The sequence below is a fragment of the Caballeronia arvi genome (assembly GCF_001544695.2).
Classification (GTDB): domain Bacteria; phylum Pseudomonadota; class Gammaproteobacteria; order Burkholderiales; family Burkholderiaceae; genus Caballeronia; species Caballeronia arvi.
In genome coordinates this window covers 118,341-141,421 of the sequence record NZ_FCOM02000007.1, presented here as the reverse complement: position 1 = coordinate 141,421, position 23,081 = coordinate 118,341, and the positions used below count along the sequence as shown (strand labels likewise).

Annotated in this window: 26 protein-coding genes; 12 read left to right on the top strand and 14 right to left on the bottom strand. The window is 64.1% G+C overall.

Going from position 1 to position 23,081, the window contains the following annotated elements:
- Positions 1-3: 3 nt before the first annotated feature.
- Both ilvN and AWB74_RS11060 read right to left on the bottom strand, forming a co-directional pair.
- Positions 4-495: an acetolactate synthase small subunit gene (gene ilvN / locus AWB74_RS11065; RefSeq protein WP_008341906.1), complete on the bottom strand. Its 492-nt coding sequence runs from the start codon at positions 493-495 to the stop codon at positions 4-6.
- A 109-nt stretch (positions 496-604) separates the two neighbouring features.
- Positions 605-2,368, bottom strand: coding sequence for an acetolactate synthase 3 catalytic subunit (locus AWB74_RS11060; RefSeq protein WP_061146813.1), 1,764 nt, complete (start codon positions 2,366-2,368; stop codon positions 605-607).
- Between the two features lie 426 nt (positions 2,369-2,794).
- On the opposite strand from AWB74_RS11060, the gene AWB74_RS11055 reads away from it, so the two are divergent.
- From AWB74_RS11055 to AWB74_RS11010, 10 genes are all read left to right on the top strand, one after another.
- Complete coding sequence (locus AWB74_RS11055) at positions 2,795-3,358, top strand: RNA polymerase sigma factor (protein ID WP_061146812.1); 564 nt, start codon at positions 2,795-2,797, stop codon at positions 3,356-3,358.
- Positions 3,355-3,807, top strand: coding sequence for a DUF3619 family protein (locus AWB74_RS11050; protein WP_061146811.1), 453 nt, complete (start codon positions 3,355-3,357; stop codon positions 3,805-3,807). The genes AWB74_RS11055 and AWB74_RS11050 overlap by 4 nt, the downstream gene beginning before the upstream one ends.
- Positions 3,808-3,867: 60 nt before the next feature.
- A complete protein-coding gene (locus tag AWB74_RS11045) occupies positions 3,868-4,635 on the top strand; it encodes a DUF3106 domain-containing protein (protein ID WP_061146810.1) in 768 nt (255 codons plus the stop codon).
- 32 nt (positions 4,636-4,667) lie between these two features.
- A complete protein-coding gene (locus AWB74_RS11040) occupies positions 4,668-5,153 on the top strand; it encodes an RDD family protein (protein WP_061146911.1) in 486 nt (161 codons plus the stop codon).
- 67 nt (positions 5,154-5,220) lie between these two features.
- Positions 5,221-6,216 (top strand): UDP-2,3-diacylglucosamine diphosphatase, encoded by a 996-nt coding sequence (locus tag AWB74_RS11035; protein ID WP_235024541.1) that lies wholly within the window; start codon positions 5,221-5,223, stop codon positions 6,214-6,216.
- Positions 6,217-6,274: 58 nt separating this feature from the next.
- On the top strand, positions 6,275-7,303 hold the full coding sequence (locus tag AWB74_RS11030; RefSeq protein WP_061146809.1) for a glycosyltransferase family 4 protein: 1,029 nt from the start codon (positions 6,275-6,277) through the stop codon (positions 7,301-7,303).
- Positions 7,300-7,851: a diacylglycerol kinase gene (locus tag AWB74_RS11025; protein ID WP_087038947.1), complete on the top strand. Its 552-nt coding sequence runs from the start codon at positions 7,300-7,302 to the stop codon at positions 7,849-7,851. The genes AWB74_RS11030 and AWB74_RS11025 overlap by 4 nt, the downstream gene beginning before the upstream one ends.
- A gap of 144 nt (positions 7,852-7,995) precedes the next feature.
- Complete coding sequence (locus tag AWB74_RS11020) at positions 7,996-8,715, top strand: TetR/AcrR family transcriptional regulator (protein WP_061123896.1); 720 nt, start codon at positions 7,996-7,998, stop codon at positions 8,713-8,715.
- A gap of 2 nt (positions 8,716-8,717) precedes the next feature.
- Positions 8,718-9,302, top strand: a complete 585-nt coding sequence (locus AWB74_RS11015; RefSeq protein WP_061146808.1) for an LOG family protein — start codon at positions 8,718-8,720, stop codon at positions 9,300-9,302.
- Positions 9,303-9,315: 13 nt separating this feature from the next.
- Positions 9,316-10,062, top strand: coding sequence for an SDR family oxidoreductase (locus tag AWB74_RS11010; RefSeq protein WP_061146807.1), 747 nt, complete (start codon positions 9,316-9,318; stop codon positions 10,060-10,062).
- 56 nt (positions 10,063-10,118) lie between these two features.
- Here AWB74_RS11010 and AWB74_RS11005 read toward each other — a convergent pair whose 3' ends face one another.
- From AWB74_RS11005 to sugE, 9 genes are all read right to left on the bottom strand, one after another.
- Positions 10,119-10,997 carry a DUF5672 family protein gene (locus AWB74_RS11005; RefSeq protein ID WP_061146806.1) on the bottom strand — a complete coding sequence of 293 codons (879 nt, stop codon included), beginning with the start codon at positions 10,995-10,997 and terminating at the stop codon, positions 10,119-10,121.
- Between the two features lie 80 nt (positions 10,998-11,077).
- The gene (locus AWB74_RS47205) at positions 11,078-11,596 is read right to left on the bottom strand and encodes a hypothetical protein (protein WP_235024540.1); all 519 of its coding nucleotides are present in this window, start codon (positions 11,594-11,596) and stop codon (positions 11,078-11,080) included.
- Complete coding sequence (locus AWB74_RS47200; RefSeq protein ID WP_235024539.1) at positions 11,566-11,763, bottom strand: DUF5672 family protein; 198 nt, start codon at positions 11,761-11,763, stop codon at positions 11,566-11,568. The genes AWB74_RS47205 and AWB74_RS47200 overlap by 31 nt, the downstream gene beginning before the upstream one ends.
- A 313-nt stretch (positions 11,764-12,076) precedes the next feature.
- Positions 12,077-12,664, bottom strand: coding sequence for a DUF924 family protein (locus tag AWB74_RS10995; protein ID WP_061146805.1), 588 nt, complete (start codon positions 12,662-12,664; stop codon positions 12,077-12,079).
- Positions 12,661-13,392, bottom strand: a complete 732-nt coding sequence (locus tag AWB74_RS10990; RefSeq protein WP_061146908.1) for an alanyl-tRNA editing protein — start codon at positions 13,390-13,392, stop codon at positions 12,661-12,663. Before AWB74_RS10990 ends, AWB74_RS10995 begins: the two co-directional genes overlap by 4 nt.
- A gap of 81 nt (positions 13,393-13,473) precedes the next feature.
- Positions 13,474-13,881: a group II truncated hemoglobin gene (locus AWB74_RS10985; protein WP_061146804.1), complete on the bottom strand. Its 408-nt coding sequence runs from the start codon at positions 13,879-13,881 to the stop codon at positions 13,474-13,476.
- Between the two features lie 17 nt (positions 13,882-13,898).
- Positions 13,899-16,388 (bottom strand): ABC transporter permease, encoded by a 2,490-nt coding sequence (locus AWB74_RS10980; RefSeq protein WP_407642432.1) that lies wholly within the window; start codon positions 16,386-16,388, stop codon positions 13,899-13,901.
- A gap of 98 nt (positions 16,389-16,486) precedes the next feature.
- Positions 16,487-17,113: a DUF4126 domain-containing protein gene (locus tag AWB74_RS10975; RefSeq protein ID WP_061123904.1), complete on the bottom strand. Its 627-nt coding sequence runs from the start codon at positions 17,111-17,113 to the stop codon at positions 16,487-16,489.
- A 270-nt stretch (positions 17,114-17,383) separates the two neighbouring features.
- Positions 17,384-17,704 (bottom strand): quaternary ammonium compound efflux SMR transporter SugE, encoded by a 321-nt coding sequence (sugE, locus tag AWB74_RS10970; RefSeq protein ID WP_061123905.1) that lies wholly within the window; start codon positions 17,702-17,704, stop codon positions 17,384-17,386.
- Between the two features lie 241 nt (positions 17,705-17,945).
- Between sugE and AWB74_RS10965 the strand changes: the two genes are divergently transcribed.
- Together AWB74_RS10965 and cydB are read left to right on the top strand one after the other, a co-directional pair.
- Positions 17,946-19,400 carry a cytochrome ubiquinol oxidase subunit I gene (locus AWB74_RS10965; RefSeq protein ID WP_061146802.1) on the top strand — a complete coding sequence of 485 codons (1,455 nt, stop codon included), beginning with the start codon at positions 17,946-17,948 and terminating at the stop codon, positions 19,398-19,400.
- Between the two features lie 21 nt (positions 19,401-19,421).
- Positions 19,422-20,429: a cytochrome d ubiquinol oxidase subunit II gene (gene cydB / locus AWB74_RS10960; protein ID WP_061146801.1), complete on the top strand. Its 1,008-nt coding sequence runs from the start codon at positions 19,422-19,424 to the stop codon at positions 20,427-20,429.
- A gap of 2 nt (positions 20,430-20,431) precedes the next feature.
- On the opposite strand, the gene AWB74_RS10955 is transcribed toward cydB, so the two are convergent.
- Genes AWB74_RS10955 through AWB74_RS10945 form a run of 3 tightly spaced genes read right to left on the bottom strand, consistent with a single transcriptional unit; the run spans position 20,432 to position 22,831 of the window.
- A complete protein-coding gene (locus tag AWB74_RS10955; protein WP_061146800.1) occupies positions 20,432-20,905 on the bottom strand; it encodes a hypothetical protein in 474 nt (157 codons plus the stop codon).
- A gap of 38 nt (positions 20,906-20,943) precedes the next feature.
- Positions 20,944-21,507 (bottom strand): peroxiredoxin, encoded by a 564-nt coding sequence (locus AWB74_RS10950; protein WP_061146799.1) that lies wholly within the window; start codon positions 21,505-21,507, stop codon positions 20,944-20,946.
- 25 nt (positions 21,508-21,532) lie between these two features.
- Positions 21,533-22,831: an EAL and HDOD domain-containing protein gene (locus AWB74_RS10945; RefSeq protein WP_061146798.1), complete on the bottom strand. Its 1,299-nt coding sequence runs from the start codon at positions 22,829-22,831 to the stop codon at positions 21,533-21,535.
- Positions 22,832-23,081: the final 250 nt, after the last annotated feature.

Below are 23,081 nucleotides of genomic sequence, written 5' to 3'. Positions count from 1 at the left end.
CCGTTAAACCTTGAGAATCCGCTCGCCCCGGCCGATGCCGGAACTGCCCGTGCGAACCGTTTCGAGGATCGCCGTGGCATCGAGCGCCTGGATGAACGCGTCGAGCTTGTCGGACGCGCCCGTCAGTTCCATCGTGTAGGTCTTTTCGGTCACGTCGATGATGCGGCCGCGGAAGATATCCGCCATGCGCTTCATCTCTTCGCGTTCCTTGCCGACCGCCCTTACCTTGATGAGCATCAGCTCGCGCTCGATGTGGGCGCCCTCTGTCAGGTCGACCACTTTGACCACCTCGATCAGGCGGTTCAGGTGCTTCGTGATCTGTTCGATCACGTCGTCCGAGCCAATCGAGACGATGGTCAGCCGCGACAGCGAACTGTCTTCGGTCGGCGCCACCGTCAGCGTTTCGATGTTATAGCCGCGTGCCGAAAAGAGCCCGACGACGCGCGATAACGCGCCCGGTTCGTTTTCCAGCAGTACGGAGATGATGTGTTTCATGTTCGTAGTTCCCGATGTTTATCCAGTTGGCGCTTGTTCGAAAAACCCGCGCGCGGCGCTCGTCTTTTGTGAAGACAGGCGCGCGCGAGCCTCGCGAGACAAACCCGCGTTATAGATCCTCAGACCCGAGCAGCATTTCCGTGATGCCCTTGCCGGCTTGCACCATCGGGAATACGTTTTCGGTGGGATCGGTCTGGAAGTCGAGAAACACGGTGCGGTCCTTGAGACGCAGCGCTTCCTTCAGCGCCGGCTCGACGTCCGCGGTCTTTTCGACACGAATGCCGACATGGCCATACGCCTCGGCCAGCTTCACGAAGTCGGGCAGCGCGTCCATGTACGAACTGGAATAGCGCTTCTTGTACTCGATCTGCTGCCACTGGCGCACCATGCCCAGATAGCGATTGTTCAGCGAAATGATCTTGACGGGCGTGTTGTACTGCTTGCACGTCGAGAGCTCCTGAATGCACATCTGGATGGAGCCTTCGCCGGTGATGCAGACCACTTCGTCGTCCGGATACGCCATCTTCACGCCCATCGCGGCGGGCAGGCCGAAGCCCATCGTGCCGAGACCGCCCGAGTTGATCCAGCGGCGCGGCTTGTTGAACGGATAGAACTGCGCCGCCCACATCTGATGCTGGCCGACGTCCGAGCAGACGAACGCATTGCCGTCGGTGAGCTCCCAGAGCTTTTCGACGACGTACTGCGGCTTGATGATCTCGCTCTTGCGGTCGTAAGAGAGGCAGTCCTTCGAGCGCCAGCCTTCGATCTCGTCCCACCAGCTCTTGAGCGCCTGCGTGTCCGGGCCGTGCTCGGCGTGCTGAAGCTGCTCGATGAGCTCCTTCAGCACTTCCTTCACGTCACCGACGATGGGGATATCCACCTTCACACGCTTGGAAATGGACGACGGATCAACGTCGATATGGATGATCTTGCGCGGCGACGATGCAAAGTGCTTCGGGTCGCCGATCACGCGGTCGTCGAAGCGCGCACCGATGGCGATCAGCACGTCGCAGTTCTGCATCGCCATGTTGGCTTCGTACGTGCCGTGCATGCCGAGCATGCCGAGGAATTTCTTGTCGGACGCGCGGTAGCCGCCGAGGCCCATCAGCGTATTGGTGACGGGATAGCCGAGCAAATCGGCGAACTGGTTCAGCTCGCGCGATGCGTCCGCCAGAATGATGCCGCCGCCAGTGTAGATGTACGGGCGCTTCGCGGACAGCAGCAGTTGCACCGCCTTGCGAATCTGGCCCGAATGGCCTTTCGTGACCGGGTTGTACGAACGCAGCGACACGGACTTGAGCGGCTCGTACTTGCACGGCGCCTTCGACACGTCCTTCGGAATGTCGATCAGCACCGGACCCGGACGGCCCGTGCGCGCGATGTAGAACGCCTTCTTGACGGTCGCGGCGAGGTCGCGCACGTCCTTCACGAGGAAGTTGTGCTTCACGCAAGGCCGCGTGATGCCGACGGTGTCGCACTCCTGGAACGCGTCGAGGCCGATGGCCGCGGTCGGAACCTGGCCGCTGATGACGACGAGCGGAATCGAATCCATATAGGCCGTGGCGATGCCGGTGACGGCATTGGTGACGCCCGGGCCCGAGGTCACGAGACACACGCCCACTTTGCCGGTCGAGCGCGAATACGCGTCGGCGGCGTGCACGGCGGCCTGCTCGTGGCGCACGAGAATGTGCTGAATCTGGTCCTGCTTGTACAGCTCGTCGTAGATGTAAAGTACCGAGCCGCCGGGATAGCCCCAGATGAATTCGACTTCTTCGTCCGCGAGCGCGCGCATGAGCACGGTCCCGCCGATGGAGTCGGCTTCGTGAGGAGGGGTGGTATCCGACGTGGAGAATTCCGCGCTAGGCATGTTCATTCATCACCTTTCGAATTTTCGGCAAAAAATTGATCGGGTGCTCTCTACCGGGCTTGTGGCTCGGGTTCAAGCGGCGCGTCTTGAATTGACAGGCGTGCTTCTTGGGCTCGCCTCAAAGCAGACATTTCACTGGATGATGCGAGTCAGAAAATGTAACAGTGTGCCACGCGCCGGGTCAAGCAAAAAGTTTCCGAACATTGCCGTATCGCTCGCCCGCGCGCGGCTTTCCGGAGAATGCGCCGCGCGAATCCGGGCTGTCGAATGGACATGCTTTTGACCGAACGCGCACAGCAAACGGCAACAAAATCGCGCATTTGCTCCGGCTGCCGCGAAACTTTGCTAGGATTCGCAGGTTTTCCTCGAACTCCACGATCCCCTTTTCGACGCAAATCGGACGCAGTATTCGTTGCGCCGGGCCCCCAACGGATGGCATCAGACAAGGAACTCGCCGACTTTCTGGCGGGCGTCGAAAGACGCGCGTTCAAGCAAACCGTGTACACCGTTCGCGACGACGACGCGGCGCTCGACGTCGTGCAGGACGCGATGATCAAGCTTGCGGAAAAATACGGCGACCGACCGGCGGCCGAGCTTCCGCTTCTATTCCAGCGTATCCTTCAGAACGCGACGCACGATTATTTCCGTCGCCAGAAGGTGCGCAACACCTGGGTCAGTCTCTTCTCGTCCTTCGGCAACGCTGACGACGACGAATTCGACCCGCTCGAAACCTTCGAATCGCAGGACGGCGCGGCCGGCAGCGAAAGCAGCGAGAACAAGCTTGAGCGCGAGCAGGTGCTGAACCTGATCGATGCCGAAATCCAGAAACTGCCCGCGCGTCAACGGGAAGCGTTTCTCATGCGTTACTGGGAGGATATGGATGTCGCCGAGACGGCCGCTGCGATGGGGTGCTCCGAGGGAAGCGTGAAGACACATTGTTCACGCGCCACGCACACTCTCGCGCAAGCCCTGAAAGCAAAAGGGATAACGCTATGAGTTCCGCACTTGAAACGAAGGAAAACGAGTTCGCGCTGAAGGTCGTGCAGGCGCTGGACGAAAACACGTCGAACATTCCGGCTGCCGCCGTCGACCGGCTGCGCGAGGCGCGCCGCGCCGCGATCGCGCGCAAGAAGCCGGAGAAGGTGGCCGTCGCGATGAGCGCGCCCGCCTTCACGCCGGCGTTCGCCGTTGCGGGCAGCACGCTCACCACGGGCGATTCCGACGACGGCCAGCGTCCGAAGGGGTGGCTCGCGCGGCTCGGCGGTCTCGGCCTCGCGTGGCCGCTCGCGGCGCTCGTCATCGGGCTGGCGGGCATCGCGTATTGGGAAGATCAGGAGCGCCGCGCGGAACTCGCCGACATCGACGCCGCCATGATGAGCGACAGCCTGCCGATCGACGCCTATCTGGATCACGGTTTCAACGCGTATCTGACGCGCAATCACTAAGCCATCGACTCGGTCATCTCAGTCTTCGTCAGGCACTGAATACAGCGGGGGAATTTTCGGGTGAGTTACAAGCGCGGTCTCGCGATTGTCTTTGGTTGCGCGATTGCGGGTCTGGTTGCGTTCGCCGCGACTTATCCGCGCTTCTATGCCACAGCCCCCGCCACGCCCTCGCCCGCCGCCGCGTCGCCGGGCGGCGCAAGCGCTCACGCCGACACAACGCTCTCGCCGCTCTCCGCGCTGTCATCCGACGGGCCGCTGTCCTGGAGCCATCTGACCGAGGCGCAGCATCTCGCGCTCGAGCCCTTCGCCACGCAGTGGGATACGTTCTCCGACGAGCGCAAGCAAAAGTGGCTGAAGATCGCATCGCGCTTTCATCGGATGTCGCCGGAGGCGCAGAAGCATCTGCATCAGCGCATGGAAGAGTGGGTGCGCCTCACGCCCGACCAGCGCAAGGTCGCGCGCGAAAACTATCAGGTTTCCAAATCGGTTCCGCTCGAAAAGCGCGAAAAGGCCTGGGACGCCTATCAAAAGCTGTCCGAAGAACAGAAGAAGAAGCTCGCCGCGAGCGAACACACGCGCCGCCCGACGGTCGTCTCCGCGCCGCCCACGGGCAAGACCGAAGTGAAGGACATCAACCGCCTCGTCGCGGCGCGCGAGCAAGGCCACGCCGGACATGCCGAAGGCGGCTCCGCTGCGTCCCCCGCGCCGGCCGCACCCGTTTCCGGCGCGCCCGCGCAACCCGCCATTCCGAACGCCGCGAGCATCGTCCCGGCCACGCCGATTCCCGTGTCGCCGCAGCAGGCGCCTTCGATGTACAACGGCTCGTGAGCGCCCGGCCGGCCGTCGCCACTGTCGATCCGATGCGCGCGCCCACGCTGCGCCGCCGCCTCGCGACGATGCTCTACGAAGGCGTGATCCTGTTCGGCGTCGTGTTCATCGCCGGCTATCTTTTCAGCACGCTCACGCAACAACGCAACGGCCTCACGCATCACAACTGGCTGATGTCGTGGATCGGCATCGTGCTCGCCGCGTACTTCGTGTATTTCTGGACGCATGGCGGCCAGACCCTGCCGATGAAAACCTGGCGCCTCAGGATCGTCGACGCGCACGGCCAGCCTGTCAGACCCGGACGCGCGCTCGCACGTTATGCGCTCGCGTGGCTGTGGTTCCTGCCGCCGCTGGCGCTGCATCCGCTTTTCTCCCTCGCCGTGCCGCAGACGCTCGCCGTATTCGCGGCGTGGGTCACGCTGTGGGCGGCAGCCGTCTGGCTCGATCCCGCGCGCCAGTTTCTCCATGACCGCCTCGCCGGCACACGCGTCATCCCCATCCAGACTGTTGTCAAGTAATAAGAACTTCTCGTGACTGTCACGGCTCGGTCACGGCCACACGGTGCAATGCGCATACCGAAACCCGATGCGCGAGCCAATGGCCTTCAATTCGTCCGTTCACCCGGCAATCGACCCGCCCCTTCCCTTCAGCCTCGGCAACAGCGAGCTGCGCACCGGCCCCTTCGCACTGCGATCCGAGTCCACTGAGTCGTCCGAGCCGGCCTCAGCGGGAGCGCATGGCGTATCCGATGCGCGCATCGCCGCACCCGTCCACGACGACGAACACGGTGAAGCCGACGACGCGCCGCATCGCTATCGCACGATCTGGCTCTCCGACATCCATCTGGGTTCGGGCGGCTGCCAGGCGCAATATCTTCTCGATTTCCTGCGTCACCACGAGTCGGAGTATCTGTATCTCGTTGGCGACATCATCGACGGATGGCAGCTTCGCAAAGGCTGGTTCTGGCCGCAGGCGCACAACGACGTCGTGCAGAAAATCCTGCGCAAGGCCAGGAAGGGCACGCAGGTCGTGTACATCCCCGGCAATCACGACGAAGCCGCGCGCCAGTTCTGCGATCTCGCATTCGGTGACATCCACGTGCGCGGCGAAGCGTTCCACACGACGCTCGCGGGCAAGCGCCTGTGGATCGTGCACGGCGATCTCTTCGACGGCGTGATCCAGCACGCCAAATGGCTCGCCTATCTCGGCGACACCGCCTACACGATGATCCTGCTGCTCAACCGCTGGTTCAATCGCGTGCGCACGAAGTTCGGCTTCAATTACTGGTCGCTGTCGCAATACCTGAAGCATCAGGTCAAGAACGCGGTGAACTTCATCTCCCAGTTCGAGCGCGTGATGACCGACGAAGCGCGCCGCCGCGGCTGCGACGGCGTCGTGTGCGGGCACATCCACAAGGCCGAGATCCGCGACATCGACGGCATTCTCTATTGCAACGACGGCGACTGGGTCGAGAGCCTCTCCGCGCTCGTCGAGACCTACGACGGCGAGCTGAAGGTCGTCTACTGGACCGTGATGGGCTCGCAGCAGGCGCGCACGACACGCGCACGCGCCACCGTCTGAACGCCGCAGCAACAAGCCACAACAGCCATAACAAGCCACACCAACCTGGGCCGAATCGATGAAAATCATGATCGTTACCGACGCATGGGAGCCGCAGGTCAATGGCGTCGTGCGCACGCTCACGCAGACGACGAAGGAACTCACCGCGCTCGGTCATCGCGTGGAGTTGCTCACGCCGCTCGAATTCAGAACGATCCCCTGCCCGACCTATCCCGAGATTCGGCTTTCGCTGCTGCCGGCCCGGCGCGTCGCAGAGCGCATCGACGCGTTCGGACCGGACGCGCTGCACATCGCCACCGAAGGTCCGCTCGGGCTCGCCGCGCGTTCCTACGCGCTGCGCCACAAGCTGCCGTTCACCACCGCCTATCACACGCGCTTTCCCGAATACGTGAAGGCGCGCTTCGGCATTCCGCTCGCGCTGACGTATCGATTCCTGCACTGGTTCCACAAGGGCTCGCAAGCGGTGATGGCGCCGACGCCCGTCGTCAAGAGCGATCTCGAGCAGTACGGCTTCACCAACGTCGTGCTGTGGACGCGCGGCGTCGATCTCGACATCTTCCATCCGATGGAGTCGAAGGTGCTCAACACGGCGCGGCCGATCTTCCTGTACGTCGGGCGCGTCGCCGTCGAGAAGAATGTCGAGGCGTTTCTGAAGCTCGATCTGCCCGGCTCGAAGTGGGTCGCGGGCGAAGGCCCCGCGCTCGCCGAACTGAAATCGCGTTATACGAACGTGAACTATCTGGGCGTCTTGTCGCAGCCCGAACTCGCGAAGGTCTATGCGGCGGCGGACGTCTTCGTGTTCCCGAGCAAAACCGACACCTTCGGCCTCGTGCTGCTCGAAGCGATGGCCTGCGGCACGCCGGTCGCCGCGTATCCGGTGACGGGCCCGATCGACGTGCTCGGCACCGACGGACCCGGCGCGCTCGACGCCGACCTGCGCGAAGCCTGTCTCGAAGCGCTGAAGATCGAACGTGCCGATGCGCGCGCGTGGGCCGAGCGCTTTTCGTGGCGCGCGGCGTCGGAGCAGTTCGCCTCGCATCTGCGCCGCTTCGGGCCGCGTGCGACGTCCGAGAAGGCCGCCGCATGACGCGACGCGCCGTGGCGCAGGAACGGGCGGAAGCGAACGCGCGCGCGGCATCGGGTCGCACGCGCGAGAACGATCCGTTCGACGATGATCCCGAAGACATCGACGACCCGCCCTTGCAAACGGCCGAACCCCTCGGCCCCGACGATCTGCCCTTCAATCCGTACAAGGGCAACCGCGGCTTCACGCGCGCGTGGCACGCGATGAAGAACTCGCTCTACGGCTTTCGCATTGCGATTCGCGAGGAAAGCGCGTTTCGGCAAGAACTGACGCTCGCCGCGATTCTCCTGCCGATCAGTCTTTTCGTGCCGGTCGCACCGGTGGAGCGGGCCGCGCTGATCACGTCCGTGCTGCTCGTGCTCATCGTGGAACTGCTGAATTCGAGCGTCGAGGCGGCAATCGACCGCATCTCGCTCGAACGTCACGAACTGTCAAAACGGGCCAAGGATTTCGGCAGCGCCGCGGTGATGGTCGCGCTCGGCGTCTGCGTCATCACATGGGGCCTGATTCTGTGGCCGCTTGCATCCGCGTGGCTCGCGCGTATCTTATAAAGGAGAACGTCATCGCGCAGTGCAAGCGTGGGTGCCGCTGAACGACCGGTTTATAATCGTCCGATATTCTCAAAAATAGCAACGGAAGCGGCCTTGCGAACGCTCATCCCGAGCCGCCGCGGCCCGATGCCAAGGTCGGACGACATGGAAGCCAAACCACCCCGCCGCACCCGCGAACGGATACTCGAGCTGTCGCTGAAGTTGTTCAACGATATCGGCGAGCCGAACGTCACCACGACGACGATCGCCGAAGAGATGGAAATCAGTCCAGGCAACCTGTACTACCATTTCCGCAACAAAGACGACATCATCAACAGCATCTTCGCGCAGTTCGAGCAGCAGATTCAAAAGCGTCTGCGCTTTCCGGACGATCATCGCCCGACCATCGACGAGATGTGGTCGTATCTGCAGTACATGGCGGATTTCCTCTGGACGTACCGCTTTCTCTATCGCGACCTGAACGATCTGCTCGCGCGCAACCGCACTTTGGAAACGCACTTCAAGCAGATCATCACGCACAAGGTGCATTTCGCGAGCCAGTTGTGCGAGGCGCTCGTCGCCGATGGCGAAATGGTCGCGACGCCGGAAGAGATCAACGTGGTCGCGACGAACATGGGTGTGATCGCGACGTACTGGCTCTCGTATCAGTACGTGATGAATCCGCGCAAGTACAACGATCAGGAAGCGATCCGCACCGAGCTGCATCAGGCGAGCCTGCATATCATCTCGATCATGGCGCCGTATCTGCGCGGACGTTCGCGTCAGCTCTTCGACGACCTCGTTTCCGGTAAGCTGCCGAAGCGCGAATATGCGGACTTCCTGCCGCCGCGCGAGGACAAGTCAGAACCATCGAAGGATTCCTGAGCATGAAAGCAGTCTGTGTCTATTGCGGCTCCGCGACCGGAGCCCGTCCCGTCTATGCGGAAGCGGCCAGGGCGTTCGGCCGCGCGCTCGTCGAAAACAATCTCGCGCTCGTCTATGGCGGCGGGCGCGTCGGTCTGATGGGTCTGATCGCCGATGAAGTGCTCGCCGCGGGCGGGCGCGCGGTCGGTGTCATTCCCGAATTGCTGGTCGCGAAGGAAGTCGGCCACACCGATCTCACCGAACTGCACGTCGTGCCCGACATGCACGAGCGCAAGAAGATGATGGCCGATCTCTCGGATGCGTTCGTCGCGATGCCCGGCGGCGTCGGCACGTTCGAGGAGTTTTTCGAGGTCTACACGTGGGCGCAGCTCGGCTATCACCAGAAGCCGGTCGGTCTGCTCGATGTGAACGGCTACTTCGATCCGCTCATGGCGATGCTGCGCCACACGGTCGAGGAAGGCTTCATGCGCGCGCCGCTGCTCGACATGATTCAGGTCGCGGCCGAACCCGATGCGATGATCGCCAGACTGAAGGCCTATATCCCGCCCGCGAACGACAAGTGGGCAACGAACCGCAACGTCGTCTGAGGAGCGAGAGCGCATGTCGAAGGTGATCCTGATTACGGGCGGCAGCCGCGGCATCGGCCGCTCGGCTGCGGTGCTGGCGGGCGCGCGCGGCTGGTCCGTCGGCGTGAACTATGCGTCGAACGCGGCCGCCGCCGATGCAACCGTCGCCGCCGTGCAAGCCGCGGGCGGCAAGGCGATCGCCATCGCCTGTGACGTCGCCGACGAAGCCGCGATCATCGCGATGTTCGACGCAACCGAAAGAGCCTTCGGCAAGATCGATGGCGTCGTCAACAACGCGGGCATCGTCGCGCCCGGCTCGATGCTCGCGGACATGGACATCGCGCGGATGAAGCGCATCTTCGACATCAACGTGCTCGGCGCGTATCTGTGCGCGCGTGAAGCGGCGCGACGCATGTCGACATCGCGCGGCGGCAGGGGTGGATCGCTCGTGAACGTGTCGTCGGCGGCGGCGCGGCTGGGTGGCCCCGGCGAGTATGTCGACTATGCAGGCTCCAAGGGCGCGATAGATACGTTGACGCTCGGACTCGCGAAGGAGCTCGGCCGCGAAGGCGTGCGCGTCAATGCAATCCGGCCGGGCCTGATCGAAACCGATATCCATGCAAGCGGCGGCAAGCCCGACCGCGCGCAGGTGCTCGGCGTGCAGACGCCAATCGGTCGGCCGGGCACGGCGGACGAAGTGGGCGAGTCGATCGTGTGGCTCCTGTCGGATGCGTCGTCGTATGTGACGGGCGCGATTGTGGATGTGACCGGCGGGCGGTGAAACGAACCCGGATCGCGATGCCGCGCCCGGCCAGCCATATCGCGGCGTGACGTCTGTCAGGCCGACTCGGGCACGAACTCGACCCGATAGCCGCGATGCTCGAGCATCCTGATGACCGATGGCTCGAACGGATGGTCATCGGCGAGATAGCTTCGTTTCTCGTTATAGCGAACGATCGGCGGATCGATGCTGGTCAACCGGCGCCAGGTACCATGCATGCCGAAAACGCGCATGGGGTCGCCGCCCATATGACCAAAGGCCGCCTGTTCGAACGCAAACCGCGCAGCGACTTCAAGTGGCGGAAAGCGCAACCCCACAGCTTCCAGTTCCGGGCGCAGCACGCCGCTGAGTTGCACGTCTTCATGGGTCGCATCGTTGAACCAGCTCATGCGGATGGGCCCGTCTTCATCGATCTGAGGCGGCGGAATTTCCATCCGAATCTGCGGATGGTCGATCAGCGCGCGAAGCATACGCCGGCTGCGCAAGCTGAAACCGCCATTCAGTACGGGAATGACACGAGTGTCGGGCTTTCCGATCTCGGCATACCAACTGAAGTCTTTCATCCAGTAGATACCCTCGGGCTTCTCGACACGTCCAAGTTGCACCGGCGCGCCGACGTAGTCGTACTCCAGAAATTCGTCGCTCCAGTTTGCGGCGTCGAGCAACCATCCGTCATCCTGAATGGTGAGCGCATAGTCCGTTTCGACCACTCGCCACAACGCGAACAACATGAACAGGCTGTACTCCTTAAAGCTCATTGGCGCAATGGCTCGATGGCGAACTTCCGGCGGAAGATAGTCCGGAACGCAGGGACTGAGGAGCAACGCGCTAGCGCCAGGCATCTGGCGGCGCGAGAATTCGAGCGCGAAAGCCGCGCCCTGGGCATCGTTCAAACCGGTGACGGAGACCAGAGTTATGTTGCTAAAGTCACGCATGATGGCAGCAGATCGTAAGGTAATTCTTCTGATCTTATCGTGCCAACACCAGACTTCATCTCAGAATCCGCCGTGCCTCGTTAGCGAAGCGGCACGTCCAGATGCTTGGGTGCAACCTGAACGCCGTATCCGTAATGCTCGAGCAACTTCTTGATGGATGGCTCGTACGGACTTTCGTCGATGGCGCTTTGTGGGATTCCATAGCGCACGATGGGCGAGTCGATGCTGACGAGACGCCGCCGCCAGCCGTGCAGGCCGAAGAGTCGCATGACACTCATGCCGGCATGAACGGGGCCTGCTTCTTCGAGAGCGAAGCGCATGCATAGCGGCAGCGGTGCGTATCGTATTCTCACGGCTTCGAGTTGAGGCCGCAGCGCCGCCGTGAGTTGCACGTCTTCGTTGACCACGTTGTTGAACCAATGCATGCGGATCGGCTCGGTCTCCCTGACCTCGGGTGGCGGAATCTCTACCCTGATCTGAGGTTGATCGATCAGCGCCCGAAGCAGGCGCCGGCTGCGCAAGCTGAATCCGCCGTTGAGCACCGGCCGCACGATCGTGTCGGGCTCGTTCAGGCGATCGCACCAGCTGAAGTCGCGCATCCACGCGATGGCCTCCGGTGTATCGACCCGCGCGAGATGATCGGCGCGCCGATGTAGTCGTAGCTCAGGAATTCATCGCTCCAATTGCCGATGTCGAGAATCCAGCCATCGTCCTGAACGATGAGCGCGTATTCCGTTTCGATGAATCGCCACAGCGCGAACAGCATGAACCAGCTGTATTCGTGGTAATCAGCGGAGCGATCGCACGATGGCGGATATTCGGCGGGAGATCGCCGGGCGGTTGCGGGCTCCGGAGCAAAGCGGACGCGCCTGGCATTTGCCGGCGGGACCATTCGAGCGCGAACGCCGCCCCCTGAGCGTCGTTCAATCCCGTCACGGAAACTAAGGTAATGTTGCTGAAGTCAGTCATAACGACGGCGGATATTGCGGATACTGTGAGGACTGGAGCCGGCGTATCGGCCGGCTCTACGCGCCTCGCGGAAACATCGATTCTAATCCGCTGGTACGCAGAGCGCGCACCTAAAACCCGCCGTGCTCAGCAAGCCACGCATCTTCATCGGGCAACATCGCACGTCCAAGTATCCGGTTGCGATGCGGAAAGCGCCCGAAGCGTTCGATGACTTCGGCATGCTCCACCGCCGATTCGTAGAAACTCGACACGCCCGTCTCTTCCTTCAGTTTTCCGAATAATCGAAGCGCCTCGCGTTGGCTCCCGCGCGTTTCATCGTGCTCGAACGGCATATACGCGAACGCGCGATGGTACGCGCCCGGCAAGCCCAGATCGTCGCCGCTTTCCACCAGCTTGCGAGCCAATTCGAGCGCACGCGCATCGCCCGCGAAGGCGCGCGGCGTGTTCCGATAGCAGTTGCGAGAGAACTGATCCAGCAACACGATCAGCGCGAGCGTACCGAGCGGCGTTTCTTCCCACGCCCGCAATCCGCCCGCGTGCGCTTCTTCGAGCAATGCGCCGAAACGCTCGGCGAGCATCCCGTCGAAAGCACGTTTCTTCTTCCACCAGAGCTTGCGCTCGATCCCGTATTCCAGCGAGCCGGGTGTGCCGAACCAGAAGTCGAGCAGCGCCTGCGCGCGCGGATCGAACGCCGTCACGCGAGTTCCAGCACGAGCCGGCGTGTACGCGCGCTCTTCTTTTCCAGCTTCGCGATGCGCAGCGCGCCGATTTCACCTGTATTGCGCACGTGCGTGCCGCCGCACGGCTGCAGATCGACGTTCTCGATACGCAACAGGCGCACGCGCCCGAGGCCCATCGGCGGCTTCACGCTCATCGTGCGCACGAGTTCGGGGCGCGCGGCCATTTCGTCGTCGGTGATCCATTCGGTGTGCACGTCGTGCGAGCCGCCGATCAACGCGTTCAGCTTCGCTTCGACCGTTTCGCGCTCGATCGGCTCGACCGTCGCGAGATCGAGGCGCGCGTAATCGCTCGTGATGCTGCAGCCGTCGACCGGATACGGGAGCACCGCGCAGATCAGATGGCTCGCCGTATGCAGCCGCATATGCCGATGACGCCGCGTCCAGTCGATTTCCGCCTTCACCGTGTCACCGGGCTTGATGCGGGCCAGCGCATCGTCCTGACCCGGCGCGGGGACGTGCACGGCGTCATCCGGCGTTGCGCCTTCGAACTTCGCCTTGCGCGTATCGGCGATGCCGATGACCGTGCCATCCGCGAGCGTCAGCGTGCCGGCGTCGCCGGCCTGTCCGCCGCCGAGCGGATAGAACACGGTCCGGTCGAGATGAATGCCCTGCTCGTCGATGGCCGTCACCGTCGCGTCGCAGCGCGTCAGATAGGCGTCTTCGCGAAAGAGTGCGCGTGTGCTCATGTCCGTCTTTCCTTGCGATGATGCGAAAAGCCGATGATGCCCCACGCGCGCCGCGCCTGAACCGGTACACATCGGCGCGAATCAACCGGGACGGTTGCGCATCCAGTCCGCCGTGTCGAAGAACGAGGTCAGCAGGCGCTCGCGCAAGGCTTCGTCGACGCCGATGTCCTCCATCGCCCAGGCCATGCAGCGCAGCCATTGATCGCGCTCGTCCGATGCAATCGAAAACGGGAGATGCCGCGCCCGCAAACGCGGATGCCCGAAGCGGTCGATGTAATGATCCGGCCCGCCCATCCAGCCGCACAGGAACCAGAAGGTTTTATCGCGGGAATTGTCGAGCGTCGGCGGATGCAGCGCGCGGATGCCCGCGAACTCGGGCTCCAGATCCATCAGGTCATAAAAGCGGTCGACGAGCGCACGCACGCGCGCCTCGCCGCCGATCAGCTCGAAAGCGGTCGGCTGCTGGCTCTGTCCAGTTTCTTCGGTCATTGCTTGTTCGGGAAAAGTTACGCATCGCGCAAGGACTGCAGCGCCGGACGCGCCAGCACGCGCCGCAGGCTCAGCCAGCCGCCGACGCCCGCGCACGCGACGCCCGCCACGATGCCCGTGGGCACGAGCCACGGATTGAAATCGATATGGAACTCGAACACGCGCGCCGCGAGCACGTAGCCGATAGCCTGCGCGCCGATCGCCGCCATCAGGCCCGAGAGCGCGCCGACGGCGACGAACTCGGCCACCTGCACCGAGCGCACCTGCTGGTGCGACGCGCCCAACGCGCGCAGCAGCGCCGACTCGCGCACGCGTTCGTCGCGCGTGCCGGCGAGCGCCGCGTAGAGCACGAGCACGCCCGCCGCGAGCGTGAAGAGGAACAGGAACTGCACCGCGCCGATCACCTGCGCCAGCGTGCGATGGATCTGCGCGAGAATCGGCGCGATATCGATGGCCGTGACGTTCGGATAGCGCGCCACCAGGCCGTCGATCACGCGCTGCTCTTGCATCGGCAGATGAAAGCTCGTGATGAAGGTCGCGGGAAGATCGGCGAGCGCCTCGGGCGGCAGCAGCACGAAGAAATTGACCTTGAACGAATTCCAGTCGACCTTGCGCACGCTCGTCACCGGCGCTTCGACCGGCAGCCCGGCGATATCGAACCGCAGCGTGTCGCCCATTTTCACGCGGATCGTCTTCGCGATGCCCTCTTCGATCGACACCTGCGGCTTCGTGTCCTTGCCGAACCACGCGCCCTGCGTCACGCGGTTGTCGCCCGGCAGCTCGGTGGTATAGGACAGGTTGAACTCGCGGTCGACGAGGCGCTTCGCATCGGCCTTGTCGTAGTCCTGCGGATTCACCGGCTTGCCGTTGATGGACACGAGCCGCGCACGGACCATCGGCGAAAGCGAGGCGTCGGGCTGGCCGTGCGTGTGCAGATAGTCGAGCACACCCTGCCGCTGGTCCGGCTGAATGTCGATGAGAAACTGATTCGGCGCGTCGGGCGGCGTCGCGTCGCGCCAGCCCTTGATGAGATCGTTGCGCGTCATGCCGATGAGCAGAAGACACATCAGCCCGATGCCGAGCGCGGTGATCTGCAACGCGCTCGATCCGCTCCTGCGTTCCAGCGACGCGAGCGCATAACGCCAGCCGACGCCCGCGCGGCTTCGCTCGCGCCGCACGAAGCGCGCCGCCGCCCAGAGCGCCGCGCGCGCGATCACACCGAACACGAGCAGCCCCGCCGCGAAGCCGCCCGCGACGATGCCGCCCAGCTTCAGCTCGCCCGCCGCGACGATCAAAAGCGCCGCGAACAGCAGCACGCCGACGCCGTAAGCCGCGTGCGCGACGCGCTGTGCGTCGCCTAGCTCGCGCCGGATCACGTGGACCGGCGGCACGCGCGTGATAGGCAGAAGCGGGGGTAGCGCAAACCCGAGCAGCAGCACGAGACCCATCGCAATGCCCTGCAGCGCGGGCCAGACGCTCGGCTGCGGCAATTCGACATCGACGAGCGAGCCGAGCCAGCTCAGCAGTACCAGATGGCCGCCGAAGCCGAGCACGACGCCCGCCACGCTGCCGATCAGGCCGATCGCGAGGAATTCGTTCAGAAAGAGCGCGCGCAGCGTGCGCTGGCTCACGCCGAGACAGCGCATCGCGGCGCAGCCGTCGAGATGCCGGCGCGCGAAACGATGCGCGGCCATCGCGATCGCGACCGCGGCGAGCAGCGCGGTCAGGAGCGACACGAGCGTCAGGAAGTGGCTCGCGCGGTCGATCGTCTGACGCACCTGCGGCTGGCCGTCCGACAACGACTCCAGCGCGACGCCACGCAGCTTGCCGCCATCGGCTTTCTCGCGCGCGAATTTGGCGAACTGCTCGACCTGCCCGTCCGGACCCGCAACGAGCAGCCGATAGGTGACGCGGCTCCCGTAACCGACGAGGCCCGTGCCCGCGATCTCGTCGGCGCGCATCATGAGGCGCGGCGAAAAGTTGACGAACGAGAAGCCGCGATCCAGCTCGCGCGTGATGACGCCGGCCACCGTGAACGTGCGCGTGCCGACTTTGACCGTGCCGCCGACCTTCGTTTTCAGTGCGTCGAGCAAGGCCGCATCGACCCAGACCGTGCCGGGCGCGGGAATGCCGTGAACGGGTGCATCGGCGGCATCGGGCGCCGGCGCGATGCGCAGCGCGCCGCGCAACGGATAACCCGGCGTCACGCCCTTGATCGCCGCGAGCCGCGAGGCCGGCTGCGCGGACGTCGAACTGATCATGCTGGGGAAAATCGTGGTGCCGGCGGTGTTTAGGCCGAGCGCTTTGGCTTCGCTCGCGAAGATCGGATCGACGGGATGATCGGCGCGCACGACGAAATCGGCAGCGATCATCTGGCGGCCGTCGCGCGCGAGACCCTGGCGCATGCGATCGGCGAGAAAGCCGACGCTCGACAGCGCCGCGACCGCCAGCACGAGCGCGAGCAGCAGCATCGTGAGTTCGCCCGCGCGCCAGTCGCGCGCCGTCATGCGCCATGCCTGGCGCACCGTCTGCGTTAGACCGAGCTTGATGGTCGGATGCGAATGACCTGCCTTGCGTGCAGCCTGATCGTTCCTGATTGCGGTGCTCAATCGTGCTTGCTCCGCAGCCGGTTCAGCCGCTCCGAGTTGGGCAGCATGTGCTTGGCCATACGCGACACGCCGCCGTGCACACCGCGGGCGAGACGCGGCAGCGCCCAGCCCGCGAGCACGAGAAACGCGAGCAGAAGCACGAGGAACAGCAACGGCACGAAGAGTGCGAGCGTGATGCCCGCGAGCGCGCCGACATCCTCAGTGGCCGACGCCGCCCAGTTCGACACCGGCTCCGGCGACAGATTGATGAGTGCGCGCGTGCCCGCCTTCGCGAAATGCGACGCCCCGGCCAGCGTGCCGCCCGCAAGCGCGGCGATGGTAAGCATGGCAGGATCGGCGTGGCCAAGCGAGCCGGCAGCGAGGACCGCGCCCGCCGGAATGCGGATGAATGTGTGAACGGCGTCCCACAGGGAATCGACAGCGGGAATCTTGTCGGCGAGAAATTCGACGATCGCGAGCACCGCCGCGACGCCGATCACCCAGGGCGAACCGAGCACCGCGAGGGAATCCGGCAAATGAACGACGCCCATGCGCTGGAACATGCCGGCGATGAAAACGGTGAGGTACAGGCGCAGCCCGCTCGCCCATGACAGGCCCGCTGCGAGCGAAAGTGACTCAAGCATTGCCGCCTCCCAGGTGCTCCCTGCCGCGGGCGCTCGCTGCTCGTGAACGATTCACCCGCTGAAAATCCAATCTATTTGCCAGATGCCGAAAGAAGCCTCCTATATCCACGACGATACAACAAAAACGCGGAACCATAGGCATCGGATAAATCTGACGACTTCAGATCATTATATCCACGCAAAACCACGCGGTGCAGCAACACCCGAGCGAATGCCGTTCCCGGTGCGCCAGCGCACGGTAAGGTGGCGCGGGCGCACCGGATGCGCGTTTCAGTGACCCGACGAGAGTTTGAGTCCGACCAGTCCGGCAACGATCAGGAGCGCGCTCACGATACGCGCCGCCGACAGCGCCTCGCCCATGAACACGATGCCGAAGACGAACGCGCCGACCGCGCCGATGCCCGTCCACACCGCGTAGGCGGTGCCGAGCGGCAACTGTCGCATGGCCATCGCGAGCAGCACGAAGCTGCCGATCGCGGTGATGAGCGTGAAAACCGACGGCCCCAGCCGCGTAAAGCCTTCGGACGATTTGAGACCCGCGGCCCACGCCACTTCGAGCACACCGGCGATAAAAAGAAGAATCCAGGACATCGAGCGACCCCTTAAAGAATGGGGCCGTCCCCGATGAAACGATGCGCATGCGGTCGTCCGCATGGCCATAAGACCGAACGCACCATTGTAGCAAATTGGTGCATCGGCGCCCGTCCGGTGCGGCGTCGCGCCGCGCCGCGCGTGGATACGGTCATCAAAACCGTGTATTAAGGAGAAAAACGCCCGCGCGAGGCGTCCCTTCGACATATCCGCTGCAAAAAGCCTGAACAAAGGAGCGTTCATGGATGTCGATTCGGTCCTGCTCTCACGCTTTCAGTTCGCGTGGGTCGTCGCATTTCACATTCTGTTGCCGGCATTCACGGTCGGTTTGTCGTGCTATATCGCGACGCTCGAATTCAATTGGTGGATCACGAAGCGCGACGTATATCGGCGGCTGTCGGCGTTCTGGCTCAAGATCTTCGCGGTGTCGTTCGGCATGGGCGTGGTGTCGGGCATCGTGATGCCCTTTCAGTTCGGCACCAACTGGAGCCGCTTCTCCGACGCCACCGCGAACGTCGTCGGCCCGCTGATGGGCTACGAAGTGCTGACCGCGTTCTTTCTCGAATCGGCATTCCTCGGCGTGCTGCTGTTCGGACGCAAGCTCGTGCCGCAATGGGCGCACGTGATGTCGGCGATTTTCGTCGCGGCGGGCACCGTAATTTCGTCGTTCTGGATTCTCGCCGTCAATAGCTGGATGCAGACGCCGCAGGGCCATCGGATGCTGCCGGACGGCCGCTTCGAAGTGGTGAGCTTCTTCGACGTGATCTTCACGCCGTCCTTTCCGTACCGGCTCGGGCACACCGTCAGCGCGTTTCTGGTGACGGCGGCCTTCGTCATTCTCGGCGTCGGCGCGATGTATCTGCGACAGCGCCGCGCGCTCGAGGAAAGCCGCGTGATGGTGAAGATGTCGCTGATCTTTCTCGTCATCATGGTGCCGGTCCAGATGGTGATCGGCGACGCGCACGGCCTCAACACGCTGAAGCATCAGCCCGCCAAGCTCGCCGCGATGGAAGCGCTGTGGGAATCCGGCACGCGCGTGCCCGCCAATCTCTTCTCGATTCCCGATCAGGACGAAGAGCGCAACCACTTCGAGATTTCGATTCCGGTGCTCGGCAGCATCTATCTGACGCACGATCCGAACGGCTACGTGCGCGGCCTGAAGGACTTTCCGCGCGAGGACCGGCCGCCCGTCGCGGTCGTATTCTTCGCGTTTCACATCATGGTCGGCGTCGCGCTGCTGATGTTCGTGCTCGTGCTGTGGGGCATCGTGCTGTTCGCGCGCGGCAGGATCGAGACGAGCACGCGCTGGCTGCGCGCGGCGACATGGGCGATGCCGCTCGGGTTCATCGCGGTGATCGCCGGCTGGACGACCACCGAAGCCGGCCGCCAGCCGTGGACCGTGTACGGCATTCTGCGCACGAAGGATTCGGTGACGCCGTCGCTGACCGCCGCCGATGTCGGTCTTTCGTGGCTGCTTTACGTGTGCGCGTATCTCGTCATCTTCGGCGCGGGATTTTTCCTGCTGCGACGGCTCGTGCGCGTGGGTCCGGCCGAAGTCGCGCATGCGCACGAAAAGGACGAACTCGATGCGAAGTCGCGCGCGGCGCGTCCGCTTTCGGCGGTATCGGCGGGTGCGAGCGGCGCAGCGCGTCCCGTCAGCGACGAGGTCGTGCCGCCCGGGCGCGGGCGCACCTAAAGAAGAAAACCGGAGAACGCGATGCTCGATCTCGTGCCGCTGTGGGCCGCCATTCTCGCGCTGGCGGTATTCATGTATGTGCTGCTCGACGGCTTCGATCTGGGCGTCGGCATGATGTTCCTGCTGCGCCGCGATGCCGAATCGCGCAACCTGATGATCAACTCCGTCGCACCCGTGTGGGACTTCAACGAGACATGGCTGATTCTCGGCGGCGGCGGACTGTTCGCGGTGTTTCCGCTCGCATTCGCGATCATCGTGCCCGCGGTGTACTTCCCGATTCTCTTCATGCTGCTCGGGCTGATCTTCCGTGGCGTCGCGTTCGAGTTCCGCGAAGTGATCGGTGCGCGAAAGTGGCTGTGGGACAGCGCGTTCGGTGTCGGATCGCTGGTCGCGACCTTCTCGCAGGGCATCGTGCTCGGCATGTTTATCCAGGGGTTTCCGATTCAGGGCCGCACGTATGTCGGCACCAGCTGGAACTGGGTCGCGCCGTTTCCGCTGCTCGTCGGCGTGGGGCTGATCTTCGGCTACGCGCTGCAAGGCACGACGTGGCTCGTGCTTAAAACCGAAGGCGAGTTGCAGACGTGGAGCCGCAAGATGGCGCATGTCGCGCTGCTCGGCGTGATCGCGTTCATTCTGCTCATCAGCATCTGGACGCCGCTCAAGGACGCGCGCATCGCGGCGCGCTGGTTCGGCTTTCCGGAGAGCTTCGCCTTTGCGCCGGTGCCCGTGCTCACCGTGCTGCTCGCGTGGACGCTCTGGTCGAGTCTCGCGAAAGGCCGCGAGGTCGTGCCGTTCCTGTGCTCGATCGGGCTCTTCTTTCTCGCGTTCACGGGGCTCGTGATCAGCCTGTGGCCGTTCATCGCGCCGCCTTCGGTGACGCTCTGGGACGCGTCGGCGGCGCCGCTATCGCATCAGTTTCTGCTGATCGGCACGATGTTCCTGCTGCCCGTGCTGATGATCTACGTGATCTGGTCGTACTGGGTGTTTCGCGGCAAGGTGCGCGGCGACATGGGCTATCACGCCGACTAGCCTCACAGCTTCTGTTGAGTCGCAAGCGACAGGATGCGCGCCCATTTCTGCGCCTCGCCGCGATCGCGCATCGGCAGCGTCCATGCGCCGTGCTTCGCGTCCTTCACGTCGAGCAGCACTTGCCATGCGCCGCCCGCTTCCTGGGCGCGCGCGCCGCGCAGGTCCGCGAAAATATAGCGGCCAGTTTCATCGCGCAAGCGCACGTCGCACAGGCGCTTGCCCGCCGCGATCCGCACGCCGCCCCAGTCGCTCGTAAGCTCGTGGGTCCAGTCGCCGTTTTCGCCTTTACGCAGATTCGGCGCGATTTCACGCCGGCTCGCGAGCCAGCGCATCACGCCCGCGGCGATCGCCAGCAGCACGACGATCGCGACGCCCACGGCCACACCCAGACCGAAATGCGCGTGAAGCGCGTCGAATGACCATATCGCGCCATAAATCAGCAATCCTAAAGCGATCAGTCCGACGACGATGGGCATGGCGCCTCCGCACGCTCAAAAGATGAAACCGAAGCGTATCACTGCGCCTTGTGCTTCGCGTTCCAGTCGCGCAGCGCCTGCAGCGTGTTCGCGACATGCTGGTCCGGTGACAGGCTCGTGTACTCGTAGATGACCTTGCCGTCCGGCGCGATCACGTAGGACACGCGATTGGCCATCGTGCTTTTCATCGGCATGGAGGCGTCGTAGGACTTGATGATCTTCGAGTTCTCGTCGGCCGCGACCGGGAACTTGCTGCGGCACTCGCTGACCGAGAACTTCTTCAACGTGTCGATGTTGTCATGCGACACGCCGATGACCGTCGCGCCCTCGGCCTTGTATTGATCGACCGCTTCCGCGAATTCGTGCGCCTCGATCGTGCAGCCCTTCGTGAACGCCGCCGGATAGAAGTACAGCACGACGGGGCCTTTCTTGAGCGCATCGGCGAGCGAATAGTCGTACACGTTGCCGCCGAGCGAGGCCTGCGCGGTGAAATCGGGCGCGGCATCGCCGGGCTTGAGCGTCGCGCCCGCCGTGAGCGAATAGACCGCCGCCGCGATCGCCAGAACACCACCCGCCGTGAAACCGAAAATCCTGCTCTTCATGCCACGCTCCTTTCGATGATCTCGTTCACGCGTCGTCCGCGCCCTGCTCCATGCGATGTTCGGCGAACCACGCCGCCGCTTCGAACTGCAATTTGGCGAGCACCGCAGGCGTGAGCACGTCGAGCGACGGCCGCGTGTGACGGCTGGCGTCGATGGCGGGCGCATCGCCCCGCTCCGCCGCCCGCGCGATGCCGAGCAGCGCGCCGAGCGGCCCATCGCCCGTGAGAATGGCCGCGCGGATTTCGGCCGCCAGATGCAGCTTATCCAGAATTTCCACCGGCTGCATGTCGAGCACGACATGCACGAGCGAGAAGATGCCGGTCATGAACGCGGCATCGGAGAACGCTTCGTCGCCGGGGCGCAGCAGGACGGCCGCGAGTTCCAGGAAGCGCGCGCGCGTGCCGACGAGCTGCAGGAGCGGGTCCGAGCGCCACGGCAAGCCGCGGCCGTCCGCGTAGAGCAGCAGTTGCGTCCAGCGCATCAGCTGGCGCGTGCCGGTCGCGGCGATCGCCTCGCGCAGCGACGACACGCGCCGCCCGCGCGTCTGCGCGCTCGAATTGGCGAGGCGCATCAGTTGCAGGACGATGTCCGGATTGCGCTTCAGCTCGGCTTCGAGCTCGCGCATGCCCGGCTCGCCGGCGAGCACGGCCATGAGGCGCAGCAGCGACCCGCGCGCGGGACTGGCGCGCCGCGCCGACAGCACCTGCGGCCGCGCGAAGAAATAGCCCTGAAAGAAGTCGAAGCCGAGCTGCAACGCCCGCGCGAAATCGTCGCGCGTCTCGACCTTCTCGGCCACGAGCAGCTTGCCGCGCCGCTTCAGCGCCGCCGCGAGTTCCGGCAGATGGCCGCGATCCGCCGCGAGAAAGTCGACCTTGACGATATCCACCGAAGGCAGCGCGGCGAGCAGCGCGTCGTCGAGGCGCACGACATCGTCGAGGGCGAAGCGAAAGCCTGCGTTGCGCAACTGCGCGCACCGCTTGAAGAGCGCTTCGTCGAACGTGATGTTTTCCAGCAGCTCCAGCACGAAGCGCTCGGGCTGCATGATGTGGACGATATCGTCGAACAGCAGCTCGCGGCTCATGTTCACGTAGCCGGGATGCGGCCCGAGCACCGCCGGCACGCCGATCTCCCCGACCGTGCGCGCGACGACATGCGCGGTCGCCTGCACGTCGTCGTGAACGCGGGCGCGGTTGTCGGGGCTGTCGCGAAACAGCAGCTCGTAGGCGACGAGCGCGCCGTCGGCGTCGAGGATCGGCTGGCGTCCGACATAGACGCTCTGTTCGCGCTTCATGAGCGATGCACGCTTCAGGTGGGATTGGGGCATGTCGGGAACGGCCGGGCTTCGCAGGCTGCGCCCGGCGTCCGCGGGCTTTGCATGGTTGCCGGCTCCGGGTCTCGGGCTGCGCCGCAGGCCGGCGATGTGATGGATTCGATCATGATGAAAGACAGCGTGAGGATGGCCGTGCAAAGTTCAGGCGATGGCCGCGGAAGCGTTCCGCTGAAACGCGCCACTGTAACCGAATTCGTCAGGCGACATCATACGAAACTCGACAATTCATGGACAACCACACGTC

Coding starts and splice junctions, on each gene's coding strand:
- ilvN (WP_008341906.1), bottom strand. CDS start 495: ATGAAACACATCATCTCCGTACTGCTGGAAAACGAACCGGGCGCGTTA.
- AWB74_RS11060 (WP_061146813.1), bottom strand. CDS start 2,368: ATGAACATGCCTAGCGCGGAATTCTCCACGTCGGATACCACCCCTCCT.
- AWB74_RS11055 (WP_061146812.1), top strand. CDS start 2,795: ATGGCATCAGACAAGGAACTCGCCGACTTTCTGGCGGGCGTCGAAAGA.
- AWB74_RS11050 (WP_061146811.1), top strand. CDS start 3,355: ATGAGTTCCGCACTTGAAACGAAGGAAAACGAGTTCGCGCTGAAGGTC.
- AWB74_RS11040 (WP_061146911.1), top strand. CDS start 4,668: ATGCGCGCGCCCACGCTGCGCCGCCGCCTCGCGACGATGCTCTACGAA.
- AWB74_RS11035 (WP_235024541.1), top strand. CDS start 5,221: ATGCGCGAGCCAATGGCCTTCAATTCGTCCGTTCACCCGGCAATCGAC.
- AWB74_RS11030 (WP_061146809.1), top strand. CDS start 6,275: ATGAAAATCATGATCGTTACCGACGCATGGGAGCCGCAGGTCAATGGC.
- AWB74_RS11025 (WP_087038947.1), top strand. CDS start 7,300: ATGACGCGACGCGCCGTGGCGCAGGAACGGGCGGAAGCGAACGCGCGC.
- AWB74_RS11020 (WP_061123896.1), top strand. CDS start 7,996: ATGGAAGCCAAACCACCCCGCCGCACCCGCGAACGGATACTCGAGCTG.
- AWB74_RS11015 (WP_061146808.1), top strand. CDS start 8,718: ATGAAAGCAGTCTGTGTCTATTGCGGCTCCGCGACCGGAGCCCGTCCC.
- AWB74_RS11010 (WP_061146807.1), top strand. CDS start 9,316: ATGTCGAAGGTGATCCTGATTACGGGCGGCAGCCGCGGCATCGGCCGC.
- AWB74_RS11005 (WP_061146806.1), bottom strand. CDS start 10,997: ATGCGTGACTTTAGCAACATAACTCTGGTCTCCGTCACCGGTTTGAAC.
- AWB74_RS47205 (WP_235024540.1), bottom strand. CDS start 11,596: ATGCGCGACTTCAGCTGGTGCGATCGCCTGAACGAGCCCGACACGATC.
- AWB74_RS47200 (WP_235024539.1), bottom strand. CDS start 11,763: ATGCTGTTCGCGCTGTGGCGATTCATCGAAACGGAATACGCGCTCATC.
- AWB74_RS10990 (WP_061146908.1), bottom strand. CDS start 13,392: ATGAGCACACGCGCACTCTTTCGCGAAGACGCCTATCTGACGCGCTGC.
- AWB74_RS10985 (WP_061146804.1), bottom strand. CDS start 13,881: ATGACCGAAGAAACTGGACAGAGCCAGCAGCCGACCGCTTTCGAGCTG.
- AWB74_RS10980 (WP_407642432.1), bottom strand. CDS start 16,388: ATGACGGCGCGCGACTGGCGCGCGGGCGAACTCACGATGCTGCTGCTC.
- AWB74_RS10975 (WP_061123904.1), bottom strand. CDS start 17,113: ATGCTTGAGTCACTTTCGCTCGCAGCGGGCCTGTCATGGGCGAGCGGG.
- sugE (WP_061123905.1), bottom strand. CDS start 17,704: ATGTCCTGGATTCTTCTTTTTATCGCCGGTGTGCTCGAAGTGGCGTGG.
- AWB74_RS10965 (WP_061146802.1), top strand. CDS start 17,946: ATGGATGTCGATTCGGTCCTGCTCTCACGCTTTCAGTTCGCGTGGGTC.
- cydB (WP_061146801.1), top strand. CDS start 19,422: ATGCTCGATCTCGTGCCGCTGTGGGCCGCCATTCTCGCGCTGGCGGTA.
- AWB74_RS10955 (WP_061146800.1), bottom strand. CDS start 20,905: ATGCCCATCGTCGTCGGACTGATCGCTTTAGGATTGCTGATTTATGGC.
- AWB74_RS10950 (WP_061146799.1), bottom strand. CDS start 21,507: ATGAAGAGCAGGATTTTCGGTTTCACGGCGGGTGGTGTTCTGGCGATC.
- AWB74_RS10945 (WP_061146798.1), bottom strand. CDS start 22,831: ATGCCCCAATCCCACCTGAAGCGTGCATCGCTCATGAAGCGCGAACAG.